Source organism: Achromobacter insuavis (assembly GCF_902859645.1).
Classification (GTDB): domain Bacteria; phylum Pseudomonadota; class Gammaproteobacteria; order Burkholderiales; family Burkholderiaceae_B; genus Achromobacter; species Achromobacter insuavis.
On the sequence record NZ_CADIJR010000001.1, the window covers coordinates 199,757 to 214,520 of the forward strand.

General features: G+C 68.5%; 13 protein-coding genes. 2 read left to right on the plus strand and 11 right to left on the minus strand.

Annotated elements, in window-relative coordinates; translation table 11 throughout:
- The 8 genes from H0523_RS00930 to kdpF form a co-directional block, all read right to left on the minus strand.
- Entirely contained in the window at positions 1 to 246 is a 246-nt protein-coding gene (locus tag H0523_RS00930) for a hypothetical protein (protein WP_054433090.1), read from the minus strand.
- A 221-nt stretch (positions 247 to 467) separates the two neighbouring features.
- Positions 468 to 1,229, minus strand: a complete 762-nt coding sequence (locus H0523_RS00935; RefSeq protein ID WP_054433001.1) for a TorF family putative porin — start codon at positions 1,227 to 1,229, stop codon at positions 468 to 470.
- A gap of 118 nt (positions 1,230 to 1,347) precedes the next feature.
- Positions 1,348 to 2,040, minus strand: a complete 693-nt coding sequence (gene kdpE / locus H0523_RS00940; RefSeq protein ID WP_054419958.1) for a two-component system response regulator KdpE — start codon at positions 2,038 to 2,040, stop codon at positions 1,348 to 1,350.
- Between the two features lie 9 nt (positions 2,041 to 2,049).
- Positions 2,050 to 4,836: a DUF4118 domain-containing protein gene (locus tag H0523_RS00945; protein ID WP_054433007.1), complete on the minus strand. Its 2,787-nt coding sequence runs from the start codon at positions 4,834 to 4,836 to the stop codon at positions 2,050 to 2,052.
- A gap of 51 nt (positions 4,837 to 4,887) precedes the next feature.
- Positions 4,888 to 5,496 (minus strand): potassium-transporting ATPase subunit KdpC, encoded by a 609-nt coding sequence (gene kdpC / locus H0523_RS00950; RefSeq protein ID WP_054433009.1) that lies wholly within the window; start codon positions 5,494 to 5,496, stop codon positions 4,888 to 4,890.
- A 30-nt stretch (positions 5,497 to 5,526) separates the two neighbouring features.
- Positions 5,527 to 7,686: a potassium-transporting ATPase subunit KdpB gene (gene kdpB, locus H0523_RS00955; protein WP_054433013.1), complete on the minus strand. Its 2,160-nt coding sequence runs from the start codon at positions 7,684 to 7,686 to the stop codon at positions 5,527 to 5,529.
- 22 nt (positions 7,687 to 7,708) lie between these two features.
- Positions 7,709 to 9,505 carry a potassium-transporting ATPase subunit KdpA gene (gene kdpA / locus H0523_RS00960; protein ID WP_054433015.1) on the minus strand — a complete coding sequence of 599 codons (1,797 nt, stop codon included), beginning with the start codon at positions 9,503 to 9,505 and terminating at the stop codon, positions 7,709 to 7,711.
- Entirely contained in the window at positions 9,505 to 9,594 is a 90-nt protein-coding gene (gene kdpF / locus H0523_RS00965; protein ID WP_035360036.1) for a K(+)-transporting ATPase subunit F, read from the minus strand. The genes kdpA and kdpF overlap by 1 nt, the downstream gene beginning before the upstream one ends.
- Positions 9,595 to 10,332: 738 nt before the next feature.
- On the opposite strand from kdpF, the gene H0523_RS00970 reads away from it, so the two are divergent.
- Together H0523_RS00970 and H0523_RS00975 are read left to right on the plus strand one after the other, a co-directional pair.
- Complete coding sequence (locus tag H0523_RS00970) at positions 10,333 to 10,608, plus strand: DUF4212 domain-containing protein (protein WP_054433018.1); 276 nt, start codon at positions 10,333 to 10,335, stop codon at positions 10,606 to 10,608.
- On the plus strand, positions 10,608 to 12,701 hold the full coding sequence (locus tag H0523_RS00975) for a sodium:solute symporter family protein (RefSeq protein ID WP_054433021.1): 2,094 nt from the start codon (positions 10,608 to 10,610) through the stop codon (positions 12,699 to 12,701). Before H0523_RS00970 ends, H0523_RS00975 begins: the two co-directional genes overlap by 1 nt.
- A 72-nt stretch (positions 12,702 to 12,773) precedes the next feature.
- Here H0523_RS00975 and H0523_RS00980 read toward each other — a convergent pair whose 3' ends face one another.
- The 3 genes from H0523_RS00980 to trxB are packed head-to-tail and all read right to left on the minus strand — an operon-like array spanning position 12,774 to position 14,732.
- Positions 12,774 to 13,103 (minus strand): DMT family transporter, encoded by a 330-nt coding sequence (locus H0523_RS00980; protein ID WP_054433023.1) that lies wholly within the window; start codon positions 13,101 to 13,103, stop codon positions 12,774 to 12,776.
- Positions 13,100 to 13,786: a Smr/MutS family protein gene (locus tag H0523_RS00985; protein ID WP_054433024.1), complete on the minus strand. Its 687-nt coding sequence runs from the start codon at positions 13,784 to 13,786 to the stop codon at positions 13,100 to 13,102. Before H0523_RS00985 ends, H0523_RS00980 begins: the two co-directional genes overlap by 4 nt.
- On the minus strand, positions 13,773 to 14,732 hold the full coding sequence (gene trxB / locus H0523_RS00990) for a thioredoxin-disulfide reductase (RefSeq protein ID WP_054433026.1): 960 nt from the start codon (positions 14,730 to 14,732) through the stop codon (positions 13,773 to 13,775). The genes H0523_RS00985 and trxB overlap by 14 nt, the downstream gene beginning before the upstream one ends.
- Between the last annotated feature and the right edge of the window lie 32 nt (positions 14,733 to 14,764).

Below are 14,764 nucleotides of genomic sequence, written 5' to 3' on the forward strand. Positions count from 1 at the left end.
TCACTGCACCGTGATGGCGGCGGCGGGGCGCAGCGGGCCGAACTCGGCCTGGGGCAGTCCGCACATCACCGCGTGCATCAGGGCGTCGACCTGGCCGCGGTCGCAATGCAGCTGCAGGATGCTCTGGCCATGCGCGTGATCCACCGACAGCACGTAGACGCCGATGCGTTCGCCCAGTTCGCGGTGCAGGGCCAACCGCACCTTCAGGGCGTCCAGCGTGTCGATCCTGACGGTCAGGGAAACCATTTCCGCGGGCTGCGGCGCGGGGGCCGGCGCGGAGCGGTCAAACGAGGCGTACGTGCTGCGTTCTTGGCGGGGAATCATGGCGGTCGGGGGGGGCGCAGCCGGGGGGTGGGCTTGCGCGTATCCGGTTGGTTGATGACGATTCCACTATAGAAAGCGGGCCGTAAAACCTGCCGATAAATGCGGGCGCGGCGCGTAAAAAGCGCGTCAACGCCCGGACGCGCTCAGAACGTCTTGGTCAGCGACAGCAGGCCGGTGGCGCGGCCCATGTAGCGGCCGCGGCTGTTGGTGTAGACGGCGCGGTCGGCATTGGTGTCGATATAGGCGATCGAGACCGCCAGGCCCTGGCCGAAGTCCTTGGTCAATCCCAGTTTCCAGTCGGTGTAGGCGCCGTCGGTGACGTTGCGGACCGTCTGGCGGCCGACGTGGGCGTTGACCGTCAGGCCCCAGAACCCAGTGTCGAAGTTGCCGCTCAGATCGAAATACTGGCTGTACTTGCTGTCGGCGAAGCCGAACAGGTTGGTCATGGCGATCGAGTACTTGAATAGCACCGGGCCGTAGCCCAGGCCGGCATACAGCTCGGTGGTGTCGGGGCTGGTGTAGCCCGACGGGTAGTCGCCGGGATAGTAGTACTGCAGCACGCCCAGGTCGAACGGCACGTTCGGCGCCAGGTTGCCCTTGTAGCCGCCGTAGAAGTCCATCTCCACCGGCGCCGAGACCTTGCTGTTGCCGTCGTTGAGCCAGCTGATGCTGGAGTTCCAGTTGCCCAGGTACAGGCCGCTGGCGTGCGTGAAATCGAAGCCGCCCTGGATCGCGGGCTGGTTGTTGGTCTGCATCAGGCCGCGGTAGCGGTACTGGCTGGCCAGCGTGACGTTGGCGGTCAGCGAGTACTCGGGAGCCGGCTCACCGGCGGCGGGCGCATCGGCGGCGTGCACGGGGGTGGCAAGGGCGAACAGCGCGAGCGCGGCCAGGGTGTTGCGGGACATGGAATTCTCCTGTGTTGGACGGGATCGCCACAATAGGAGAAGCGGCATAAACGGCGAGACAAGACTCGCGCGGCCCGCGTAAAAGGCGCATCAATGGCGCGGCATGCCGCGCCTGCCTTCAGCCCGCGAAGCGGTAGCCCACGCCGATCTCGGTCAGCAGGTAGACCGGTTGCGCCGGATCGGCCTCGAGCTTCTGCCGCAGGTGGCCCATGTAGATGCGCAGGTAGTGGTTGCTTTCCACGTGCGACGGGCCCCAGACCTCGCGCAGCAGTTCGCGGTGGGTCATGACCTTGCCGCGATGGGCCAGCAGCGCGGCCAGCAGGCGGTATTCCATGGCGGTCAGGTGCACGTGCTGGCCGCCGCGTTCGACCACGCGCTTGGCGAAGTCCACGCGCACGTCGCCGAAGCTGATCTCGGCGGCGCTGCCGGCGCCGCCGCGGGCATGGCGCCGCAGCAGCACGCGCAGCCGCGCCAGCAGTTCGCTGACGCCGAACGGCTTGGTCAGGTAGTCGTCGGCGCCGGCGTCCAGCGCCGCCACCTTGTCGGCCTCGGCCGTGCGCGCCGACAGCACCAGCACCGGCACTTCGGTCCAGCCGCGCAGTTCGCGGATCAGGGTCATGCCGTCCTCGTCCGGCAGGCCCAGGTCCAGCACCACGGCGTCGGGCTGACGGGTGCCGGCCTCGATCAGGCCGCGCTTGACGGTGTCGGCTTCGAACACGGCGCAGCCTTCGCTCTCCAGGGCCTGGCGCACGAAGCGGCGGATATTGGCGTCGTCCTCGATGATGAGGACGGTGGGCTGAAAGTCGAACATGCGATGGACTCAGGCGATTTCGGGGTGGATCGGGGGCGGCGTACCCAGGGGCAGCGTGAAGACGAATTGCGCGCCGCTGGGCTGGCCCGGCGCGTGCTCGACCCAGATGCGGCCGTGGTGCGCGCTGACGATGGCCTCGCACACGGCCAGGCCGAGGCCGACGCCGGGGGTGGCGGATTCGCGTTCGCCGCGGGTGAATTTCTCGAAGATGCGGCGCTCGGCGCCGGGCGCGACGCCGGGGCCGTTGTCGCACACCGCGACGCGCAGCTCGCCGTCCTGCGCCGCGGCGTGCAGGCGGATGACGCTGCCGGCCGGGGTGTACTTGGCGGCATTTTCCAGCAGGTTGCACAGCACCCGCTCGATCAGCACGCCATCGCATTCGACCAGCGGCAGCCCGGACAGGCTGTCGACCGCGACCTGGTGCGCCGCCAGCGGTTCGCGCATGGCGGCCAGCGAGGCGCCGACCAGTTCCTCGATCGACTGCCATTCCAGCCGCAGCGGCGTGTCGCGGCTCTGCAGGCGCGCCATGTCGAGCAGGTTGGCGACCAGCGCGTGCATGCGCTGCGCCTGGTCGCGCATGGCGCGGATGGTGTCCTGGATGTCGGCCGGCAGCGCGTCCTGGCGCCGCATCAGCGTGTCGGTCATGCCGACCAGGCTGGTGAGCGGCGTGCGCAGGTCGTGCGAGACCGCGGCCAGCAGCGAGTTGCGCAGCTTTTCGGATTCCATGCTGACCAGCGCCTGCTGCGCCACTTCGACGTAATGCAGGCGCTCCAGGGCGATGGCGATGAGCGTGGCGTAGGCCTCGATCTGGCGGCGCGAGTCGGGTTGCGAGAACAGGCTGCGGCGCGGCGCCGCCAGCGCCAGCACGCCGCGGGTGCGCATCGGCGCCTTCAGCGGCAGGTACAGCAGGTCGCTGTTGGACAGCGTGGCGGTGCCGGCGCCGGCCGGCTGGCCGTGGTCGTAGACCCATTGGGCCAGCGCCGACTCCAGCGGCGGCATGTCGTCGGCGGCGGGCGAGGCCAGCTTGAGGCGGTCGTCCAGGCCGAGGATGTAGAGCGCGCAGCGCGAGCCGAAGGTGGCGTGCACGAAGGCGCCGGCGGACGCGACGATCTGCTCGGGCAGGAGCGCCGACGACAGCTCGCGCGCGAATTCATACAGGCTGCGCGCATCGGCCTCGCGCTTGACCGAGGCCTGGGCCTGCAGCCGCAGGCCGGCGGTGAGCTGGCCGATCAGCAGGCCCACGGCCAGCAGCACGCCGAAGGTCAGCAGGTATTGCACGTCCGACACGGCGAACGAGGCCAGCGGCTGCACGAAGAAAAAATCGAACAGCCCCACGCTGACGATCGAGGCCAGCGCGGCCGGGCCGCGGCCATGGCGCAGCGCCACGGCCACCACCGCCAGCAGGAACAGCATGACGATGTTGGTCTGGTGCAGCGCCGGGAACGCCAGCGCCGACAGCGCGGTGGCCAGCGCGCAATAGCACAGCGCCCAGGCGTAGCCGCCCAGCGCCAGCGGGCTGCGCTCGTCGCCGTTCAGGCGGCCGCGGCGGCCCAGCGTGAGCGGATCGCGGCCCGGCACGCTGGCGGCGGGCAGCGGCGGCGCGCCCAGGCGGATGATGTCGATTTCGGGGCAGCCGGCGGCCAGCATGTCGGCGAAGCTGTGGCGGCGCCACAGCCAGCCGGGGCTGATGGCCGCGGTCAGCAGCGCCGACAGCGACAGGCGCAGACGCTGCAGGCCGCTGGCGCGGGTACGGCCGACGATGGCCTTGGTGATGTTGTGGCGGCGCACGTAGCGCACCACCGCGTCGACCATGTCGCCGCCGGCCAGGGTCTCGCAGCGCGCGCCGAGCGAGTCGGCCAGCGCCAGGCTGCGCTGCAGCCGTTCCTGTTCGGCCTGCGGCGGCGGCGCGGCGCGCGGCACGTCGATGGTGACCACGTGCAGGTCGCATTCCAGCTGCTGGCTGAGGCGGTGGGCGCTGCGGATGACGTATTCGGCGTCGGCGTCCGGGCCGATGCAGGCCACCACCGCTTCGCGCGTGCGCCAGACCGGCTCGATGGCGCGGTCGCGGCGATAGGCCTGCACGTCGTCGTCGACGTGGTCGGCGGTGCGGCGCAGCGCCAGTTCGCGCAGCGCGATCAGGTTGCCCTTGCGGAAGAAGTTGCGGGTGGCGTGGCGCGCCTGCTCGGGCAGGTAGACCTTGCCCTCGCGCAGGCGGCGCAGCAGTTCGTCGGCCGACAGGTCCACCAGGATGACTTCGTCGGCCGCGTCGAAGACTTCGTCAGGCACGGTTTCCCAGACCCGCACGCCGGTGATGCTGCCGACGGCCTCGTTGAGGCTGTCCAGGTGCTGCACGTTGAGCGTGGTCCAGACGTCGATGCCGGCCGCCAGCAGTTCCTGGATGTCCTGCCAGCGCTTGGCGTGGCGCGAGCCGGGCGCGTTGGAATGCGCCAGTTCGTCGACCAGCACCAGGTCGGGGTGGGCGGCCAGCGCGCCGTCCAGGTCGAATTCCTTGAGCGCGTGGCCGCGGTAGGCGACGTCCTTGAGCGGCAGGACCGCCAGGCCTTCGAGCAGGGCGGCGGTCTCGCGCCGGCCGTGCGTTTCTACGATGCCGGCCAGCACGCGGGCGCCTTGCGCGGCGTGGGCGCGGGCGGCCACCAGCATGGCGTAGGTCTTGCCGACGCCGGCGGACGAGCCGAAGTAGACCCGCAACTTGCCGCGCACCGCCTGGCGCGCGGCATCGTCGAGGTCTTTCAAGAGCGCGTCCGGATCGGGACGCTCGTCAGCATTGTCAGCCATGAACGCGCAAGTGAAGTGGGGGAACGGCTGGCAATACTATACGCCGGCGTGTCATTTCAGCGGCGCCAGCTGGTCCAGCGCCAGATTGAGCTTGAGCACGTTGACGACCGGGTCGCCCAGCACGCCCAGCCAGGGCTTGGAGGTGTTGGCTTCGATCAGGGCGTCGACCTTGTCGCGCGGCAGATGGCGGGCGCGGGCCACGCGCGCGGCCTGATAGGCCGCGGCGGCGGGGCTGATGTGCGGATCCAGGCCGCTGCCCGAGGCGGTGACCAGGTCCACCGGCACCGGCGTGGGATTGTCCGGATCGGCGGCCTTGAGGGTGGCGATGCGCGCCTGGACGGCCTCGGCCAGCGCCGGATTGCGCGGACCCAGGTTGGAGCCGCCGGAGTTGGCGCCGTTGTACGGCATCGGCGAGGTGGCCGACGGCCGGCCCCAGAAGTACTGCGGGGCGCTGAACGACTGGCCGATCCATTCCGAGCCGACCACCTTGTCGCCCTGGCGGATCAGCGAACCCGACGCTTCGTGCGGGAACACGGCGGCGGCGATGCCGGTGGTCAGGAAGGGGTAGGCCAGGCCGGTCACCAGCGACAGGGCGGCGAACACGACCAGGGCGGGGCGCAGGATGCCGCCTTGGCGCGGCAGGGGAAGAGCTTGTTTCATGATGAGTTCCTTTCCAGTGACGGGCGCGGGTCAGACCCAGCCCAGGGCGGCCAGCACCATGTCGACCAGCTTGATGCCGGCGAACGGCACCAGCAGGCCGCCCAGTCCATAGATCAGCAGATTGCGGCGCAGCAGGATCGAGGCGCCCAGCGGGCGGTAGCGCACGCCCTTGAGCGCCAGCGGGATCAGCACGATGATGATGAGCGCGTTGAAGATCACGGCCGACAGGATGGCCGAGGCCGGCGTGGACAGGCCCATGATGTTCAGCACGTTCAGCTGCGGATACACCGTGGCGAACGCCGCCGGGATGATGGCGAAGTACTTGGCCACGTCGTTGGCGATGCTGAAGGTGGTGAGCGCGCCGCGCGTCATCAGCATCTGCTTGCCGATCTCGACGATCTCGATGAGCTTGGTGGGGTTGGAATCCAGGTCCACCATGTTGCCCGCCTCCTTGGCGGCCTGGGTGCCCGAATTCATCGCCACCGCGACGTCGGCCTGCGCCAGCGCCGGCGCGTCGTTGGTGCCGTCGCCGGTCATCGCCACCAGGCGGCCTTCGCTCTGGTAGGCGCGGATCAGCTTGAGCTTGGCTTCCGGCGTGGCTTCCGCGAGGAAGTCGTCGACGCCCGCTTCGGCGGCGATGGAGGCGGCGGTGAGCTTGTTGTCGCCGGTGATCATCACCGTCTTGATGCCCATGCGGCGCAGCTCGGCGAAGCGCGACTGGATGTCGGGCTTGACGATGTCCTTGAGCTCGACCACGCCCAGCGCGCGGTTGCCGTCGCTGACCATCAGCGGCGTGCTGCCGCGACGCGCCACGTCCTCGGCCAGGCGCAGCACCTGTTCGGGCACGGTGGCGTCCTGCTCGGCCAGCCAGGCGCGCACCGCGTCGACCGCGCCCTTGCGGATCATGCGGTCTTTCAGGTTGACGCCGCTCATGCGGGTCTGCGCGGTGAAGGGCACGTACTCGGCATCGGCGGCGCGCACGGCCGGCGCGTGGATGGCCTTGTCGGCCAGCGCCACGATGCTGCGGCCTTCGGGCGTTTCGTCGGCCAGCGAGGCCAGGCGCGCCGCGTCCGCCAGTTCGCGCGGCGCTACGCCGGGCGCGGGCAGGAAGGTCGAGGCCTGGCGGTTGCCGAAGGTGATGGTGCCGGTCTTGTCCAGCAGCAGCACGTCGACGTCGCCGGCGGCTTCCACCGCGCGGCCCGAGGTGGCGATGACGTTGGCGCCCATCATGCGGCTCATGCCCGCCACGCCGATGGCCGACAGCAGGCCGCCAATGGTGGTGGGGATCAGGCAGACCAGCAGCGCCACCAGCACCGTGACGGTGACGGCGGTGCCGCCGCCGGCGGCCGTGACCGAATAGATCGAGAACGGCATCAGCGTCGCGACCACCAGCAGGAACACCACCGTCAGGCCGACCAGCAGGATCGTCAGCGCCAGCTCGTTGGGCGTCTTCTGGCGCTTGGCGCCTTCGACCATGGCGATCATGCGGTCCAGGAAGCTCTCGCCCGGATCGGCGGCGATGCGCACGAAGATCCAGTCGGACAGCACCCGGGTGCCGCCGGTGACGGACGAGAAGTCGCCGCCCGATTCGCGGATGACCGGCGCCGATTCACCGGTGATGGCGCTTTCGTCCACCGAGGCGACGCCGGCGATGACCTGGCCGTCGCCCGGGATGGTTTCGCCGGCTTCCACCAGCACCACGTCATTGCGGCGCAGCAGCCCGGAGGCCTGCTTGACGGCCTGGTTGCGCCACAGCGCCGGTTCGGCGCGGGCGGCATCCTCATCGCGGAAACCCTTGAGCAGGCGCGCATCGATGGTGGTGCGCAGGCCGCGCAGGGTCGCGGCCTGCTGCTTGCCGCGGCCCTCGGCCAGCGCTTCGGCGAAGTTGGCGAACAGCACCGTGAACCAGAGCCACACGGAGATCGCGAGGATGAAGCCCGCGGGCGCCTCGGCCTGGCCGCGCAACGCCATGATCCACAGGATCGTGGTCAGGATGCTGCCCACGTAGACCACGAACATCACGGGGTTCTTGAGTTGCGCGGCGGGCGAGAGCTTGCGCAGGCTGTCCAGCAGCGCGGGGCCGACCAGCGCGCCCGACCACATGCCGAACTTGCGTTCGAGCGGCGCGGCCGACGGCGCGCGGGCGGCGCCGCCGCCGGCGCCTTGGGTTGGCATATCAATCTTGGCCATTTTCTTTCCTAGCCTGTTGCATTCAGGGTTGCAGGTGTTCCGCGACCGGGCCCAGGGCCAGCGCGGGCACATAAGTCAGGGCGCCTACCAGCAGGACCGCGCCGATCAGCAGCACCACGAAGAGGGGACCGGTGGTCGGCATGCTGCCGGGCCCGGCGGGCAGGCGGCGCTTGGCCGCCAGCGATCCGGCCATCGCCAGCACCGCGATGATGACGGCGAAGCGGCCGAACCACATGGCGATGCCCAGCAACACGTTGTAGAAGGGCGTGTTGGCGGACAGGCCGGCGAAGGCGCTGCCGTTGTTGTTGGCGGCCGAGGACAGGGCGTACAGGATCTCGGAGAAGCCGTGGATGCCGGGGTTCAGCACGCCGGCCTGGCCGGCCGTCACCGACACCGCCAGCGCGGTGCCGCCCAGCACCAGCAGCGGCGTCGCCAGGATCACGATCGAGACCATCTTCATGTCGTAGGCCTCGATCTTCTTGCCCAGGTACTCGGGCGTGCGGCCGATCATCAGCCCGGCGATGAAGACGCCCAGGATGGCGAACGCCAGCATGCCGTAGAGGCCGGAGCCGACCCCGCCGTAGACCACTTCGCCCAGCTGCATCAGCAGCATCGGCGACAGTCCGCCCATGGCGCTCAGCGAATCGTGCATGCCGTTGACCGCGCCGCACGAGGCCGCCGTGGTGATGGTGGCGAACAGCGAAGTGGCGGCGATGCCGAAGCGGGTCTCCTTGCCCTCCATGTTGCCGCCCGGCGAGAGCGCGCTCATGGCGCTGTCGACGCCGGTCTGGGCGGTCATCGGATTGGGCTGCTGCTCGAAATAGGCGGTGCTCAAGGCGAACACGGCGAACAGCAGCGTCATGGCCGCCAGGATGGCGATGCCCTGGCGCCGGTTGCCGACCATCTCGCCGAAGGTGAAGCACAGCGCCGCCGGGATCACCAGGATCGCCAGCATCTCCAGGAAGTTCGACAGGGCCGTCGGGTTTTCATAGGGATGCGCGGAGTTGGCGTTGAAGAAGCCGCCGCCGTTGGTGCCCAGCATCTTGATCGCTTCCTGCGAGGCGACCGGGCCCATGGCCAGCGTCTGCGTCTGGGTGACCGCGGGGTCGGTCACGGGCTGGCCCTTGGCGTCCAGCACCGGCTGCCCCTGGGCATCCACGCGCGGCTGGTCGTAATGCAGGGCTTCGACCGTCTGCACGTCCTGGTAGGGGCTGACGTTCTGGATCACGCCCTGGCTGACCAGCGCCAGCGCCAGCACCAGCGACAGCGGCAGCAGCACGTACAGCGTGCTGCGCACCATGTCGGCCCAGAAGTTGCCCACCGTGGCCGAGCAATGGCGCGCCAGCCCGCGGATCAGCGCGAACAGCACCGCGATGCCGGTGGCGGCCGAGACGAAGTTCTGCACCGTCAGCGCCAGCATCTGCGTCAGGTAGCTCATCGTCGATTCGCCGCCGTAGCCCTGCCAGTTGGTGTTGGCCACGAAGCTGATGGCGGTGTTGAGCGAGGAATCGGGCGAGACGGCGCCCATGCCGGCCGGGTTCAGCGGCAGCAGGCCCTGCAGGCGTTGCAGCGCGTAGACCGCCACGATGCCCAGGATGTTGAAGGCGAGCACGGCCAGCGCATAGCGCTTCCAGCCCATTTCAGCCTGCGGGTCGATGCCCGCCAGCCGGTAGATGCCACGTTCCAGCGGGCGGCCCCAGGCGGTCAGCCGGGATTGCCCGTTTTCCATGGCGATGCGGATATAGCGCCCCAGAAAGGGCGCGATCGCGAGCAGGACCACCAGGTACACGACCAGCAGTCCGACGAATTCGGCAGTCATCAGAACTTCTCCGGTTTGAACAGGGCGACCAGCAGGTACACGAACAGCAGCGCGGACGTGATGCCGCTCAGCCAGTAGAGCCAGCTCATGGTTGCTCTCCCGAGGACAAGGCTTCGCAGAACGAGACCAGGGCGTAGGTCAGCCCGGCCATGACGGCGAAGATCGCGATATAGATGGCATCCACGTTTTTCCTCCCGGGAGCGGGCTCCCTTCGAACGACGGGCCCGGGCGGCAAAAGGGGATGCGGACCGCGCGGGCGAAGTGACCAATCAGGACACCGGCAGGTTACGGAGCAGGGGGTAAAAACGGGGTATAGCTTTGGCGGGGGGGTGTAAACGGAACGTAAAGACGCGCTGGCATCATCCGGTCTGCGGATGCGCCGCGATGGCGCGGCGCGAGTGCCCGGAAGCGGGCGGCGGGGCCGGGGGGAGTTGAGGCTGGCTCAAAATCGGGCCCGCCGGCAGCCTCCGGAAAGCGGGTTTGGGTCGAAAAAATCCCAATATTTAGAACAGAGACGCCAAGATGCACTACTGTGGTGCATGGAATATGTAAATGAATGCGCCGAATTAGGGCATTCCCCTAGTGTGGCATTCCCGCATCTGGTGCAGAATCTCTTCCCATGCAGGTGAGGAGACAAAGCCCTGCATGGGCAATTACCGGCGGCACCGGTACATAAAAAAGTAGCAGTACTCAAGAAAAGCAAAACGCACAACGGCTGGCACCAGGCAGTGCCGGCCGTTGTCGCATAAAAAGCCCGTATTCCGCACGCCAGGGTTTTTTCCAGCGCCGCGTTTCGCGATATTCCCCAGGTTTCGCTCACGCTAGCTATGCCGGAATCCCGCGTTTCCTCCAAACCCGTCCCCACGCGCTACTGGCGCCGCAATGTGCGGCTGATCGTGTTGCTGCTGGTCGTCTGGGCGACGTTGACCTTCGTTCCATCCTATTTCGCCCGCAGCCTGTCGTTCGACTTCATCGGCTGGCCGTTCTCGTTCTGGATGGCGGCCTACGGCGCGCCGCTGGCCTATCTCATCATCATCGGCATCTATGCGCGGATCATGAACCGCGCCGACCAGCGCTCGGAAGAGGCCAAGGGGGACGCCTGATGCCGTTCGGCGGAGATACCCCGCAGCAATTCAGCATCCGGCTGCGCCGCATCTACGTGCTGTACACGGCCGGCTTCGCGCTGATGATCCTGTTGATGGCGCTGGCCGAGATCCTGGGCCTGCCGCGCAACTGGATCGGCTACGTGTTCCTGTTGGTCACGGTCAGCCTGTACGCGGGCATCGGCATCGTCTGCCGCACCTCGGACCAGGTCGAATACTACGTGGCCGGCCGGCGGGTGCCGGCCTTCTACAACGGCATGGCCACCGCCGCGGACTGGATGTCGGTGGCTTCCTTCATCGGCGTCGCCGGCACGCTGTACCTGACGGGCTACGGCGGACTGGCCTACATCATGGGCTGGACCGGCGGCTACGTGCTGGTGGCGATGCTGCTGGCGCCGTACCTGCGCCGCTTCGGCCAATACACCATTCCCGATTTCATGGGGGCGCGCTACGGCGGCAACCTGCCGCGGCTGGCGGGCGTGGCCTGCGCCATCCTCTGTTCGTTCACCTACCTGGTGGCGCAGATCTACGGCGTGGGCATCATCACCACGCGCATGACCGGCATTTCGTTCGAGCTGGGCATCTTCGTGGCCCTGGGCGGCATGCTGGTCTGTTCGTTCCTGGGCGGCATGCGCGCCGTCACCTGGACCCAGGTGGGGCAGTACATCATCCTGGTCATCGCCTACCTGGTGCCGGTGGTGTGGCTGTCGATCAAGCACACCGACATGCCGGTGCCGCAGCTGTCGGCCGGCGCGGTGCTGCAGCAGGTGACCGAAAAAGAGGTCTACCTGCAGAACGATCCGGCCGAGATCGAGGTGCGCCGCCTGTGGCAGGAGCGCGCCGACGAGATGGCGCAGCGGGTGCGCGACCTGCCCGAGTCCTGGGCGCTGGAAAAGGACAAGCTGCGCAGCCGCCTGGCCCAGCTCAACGCCGGCGACGCGCCGATGGTCGAGATCCGTTCGGTCGAACGCGAACTGGCGGCCTTTCCGCCCAATGTGGAGGAGGCCAGGATCGCCTGGTCTCAGGCCAAGGCCACCTTCGAGGCGCGCGCCGCGCCGCTGACCCCGCATGCCGAGCCCTTTCCATCTGAAGATCCGGAGGAACGGCGCAACATGCGCATCAATTTCCTGGCGCTGGTGCTGTGCCTGATGCTGGGCACCGCGGGCATGCCGCACATCCTGATGCGTTCATACACCACCTCGTCGGTGATCGAGGCGCGCCGCTCGGTGTGCTGGTCGCTGCTGTTCATCCTGCTGCTGTATTTCATGGCGCCGGCGCTGGCGCTGCTGGTGAAGTACGAGGTCTACACGCAGGTGGTGGGGTCGAATTTCCTCAGCCTGCCGAACTGGGTGCATGCCTGGAGCGCGGTCGACAGCAATCTGCTGGACGTCACCGACATCAACCGCGATGGCGTGGTGCAGCTCAGCGAGATCAGCATCGGCGCGGACGTGGTGGTGCTGGCCATGCCCGAGATCGGCGGCTTGCCCTATGTGATCTCCGGGCTGGTGGCGGCGGGCGGCCTGGCGGCGGCGCTGTCCACCGCCGATGGCCTGCTGTTGACCCTGTCCAATTCGCTGTCGCACGACATGTGGTACCGGATGGTGTCGCCGCGCATGTCGGCGGCGCGGCGGGTGATGGTGTCCAAGATCCTGCTGCTGGTGGTGGCGTTCGGCGCGGCCTGGGTGGCGGCGCGCAAGCCGGCCGACATCCTTTTCATGGTGTCGGCGGCGTTCTCGTTCGCGGCCTCGTCGTTCTTCCCGGCGCTGGTGATGGGCGTGTTCTGGCGCCGCGCCAACAAGTGGGGCGCCACGCTCGGCATGGCGGCGGGCCTGCTGGTGACGTTTGCCTACATGACACACACGCATCCGTGGCTGCGGGAATGGGTGCTGGGGATCTCGCGGACCCAGCCGGTGGACCTGTGGTGGGGCATCCAGCCGATCGCGGCCGGGGTGTTCGGCGCGCCGGTGGCGTTCCTGACGATCATCGTGGTGTCGCTGCTGACGCCGCCGCCCGACCGCGCCACGTTGGCGCTGGTGGACTACCTGCGCCATCCGGGCGCGCCGAAGCCGCCCGCGGAAAACGGCACGGCCTGAGCGTGGCGGGGGCGCCGGGCGGCCCGGACACGCGCCGGCGGCGGCCGGACCCGGGCTTGCGCCCGGGACGGCTCAGTGCGACACGGACTTCGAGAAGACGTTCATGACCACCACGCCGGCGATGATCAGGCCGATGCCGATCAGCGCGGGGGTGTCCAGGTGCTGCTTGAAGAACAACGCGCCGACGATGGAGATCAGCACGATGCCCACGCCCGACCAGATGGCGTAGGCGATGCCGACCGGCACCTCGCGCAGCGTCAGCGACAGGAAGTAGAACGAGATCATGTAGCCGAACACCGTCACGACCGACGGCAGCAGGCGCGAAAAGCCGTCGGAGCTTTTCAGGGCGCTGGTGGCGAAGATCTCGGCGATGATGGCGATGCCCAGGTAGAGCCACTTCATTTGCGCGATCCCTCGGATTGGCGCAGCAGCACCAGCAGGGCGCCGGCGCCGCCTTCGCGCTCGGGCGCCTCGGAAAACGCCAGGACTTCAGTCTTCTGCACCAGCCAGGTGCGGGCCTTGTCCTTGAGCACCGGCTCCAGTCCTTCCGAGCCGTAGCCCTTGCCGTGCACGATGCGCACGCAGCGGATGCCGTGTTCCTGGCACTCGTCCAGGAACGACAGCATGGCGTGGCGCGCCTGCTCCACGCGCAGGCCGTGCAGGTCGAGTTCGGCGCCGGCGCGCCACTGGCCGCGGCGCAGGTTGCGCGCGGTGTCGGGCGCGGCGTCGCTGCGCACGAAGGCCGTGCCGCCTTCGGACAGCAGGTGCGTGATTTCGCCGCTGTCCGAGACGCCCACATCCGCGCGCGTGGACGTTTCGCCCAGCGCGTTGGCGCGGCGCAGCGCCGGGGCCGGCTGCGGCGCCGGCTTGTGCTCGACGCGCGCGGCCTGCTTGATCGGCTTGACCGACTGCATGGTGCGCCGGAACGCGGCCATGTCGTCGGCCGGATCGGTGTCCGCGCCGGGCGCCGGCGCGGTTTTCTTCAGCGCCGCCACCCGCTGGGCGAGGGCGGCGCGCTCTTGCTCGGCCTGCAGGTCTTTCTTGAGGCGTTTCAGGTCGGCCGCGCCGACCTTATTGCCCCGCATTCTCCAGCCACCGTTGTGCGTCCAGGGCGGCCATGCAGCCCGTGCCGGCGCTGGTGATGGCCTGGCGGTAGACGTGGTCCTGCACGTCGCCGGCGGCGAACACGCCCGGGACCGAGGTCATGGTGGCCATGCCGGACAGGCCGCTCTTGGTGACGATGTAGCCGTCCTTCATTTCGAGCTGGCCCTGGAAGATCTCGGTGTTGGGCTGGTGGCCGATGGCGATGAAGGCGCCGGTGACCTTCAGGTCTTCGGTGGCGCCGGTGTCGACGTGGCGCACGCGCACGCCGGTGACGCCGCTGTCGTCGCCCAGCACTTCTTCCAGCGTATGGAACACCTTCAGTTCCATGTTGCCGTTCTCGACCTTGCTCATCAGCTTGTCGACCAGGATCGGCTCGGCGCGGAACTTGTCGCGGCGGTGGATCAGGGTGACCTTGCGGCAGATGTTGGACAGGTACAGGGCTTCCTCGACGGCGGTGTTGCCGCCGCCGACCACGACCACGTCCTGGTTGCGGTAGAAGAAGCCGTCGCAGGTGGCGCAACCGGACACGCCGCGGCCCATGAAGGCCTCTTCGGACGGCAGGCCCAGGTACTTGGCCGAGGCGCCGGTGGCGATGATCAGGGCGTCGCAGGTGTAGACCTTGCCGGTGTCGCCGGTCAGGGTGAACGGACGCTTGGACAGGTCGACCTTGGCGATGTGGTCGAACAGCATTTCGGTGTTGAAGCGCTCGGCGTGCTTCTGGAAGCGCTGCATCAGGTCCGGACCCTGCACGCCATCGGCGTCGGCCGGCCAGTTGTCGACGTCCGTGGTGGTCATCAGCTGGCCGCCTTGGGCCAAACCTGTAACAAGGACGGGGCTCAGATTGGCGCGTGCCGCATAGACGGCCGCCGTGTAACCGGCGGGGCCGGATCCGAGTATCAAAACTTTAGCGTGCGTAGGCGTGGACATGGGCGGGTATCTTTAGGTTAACGCCCAATTAT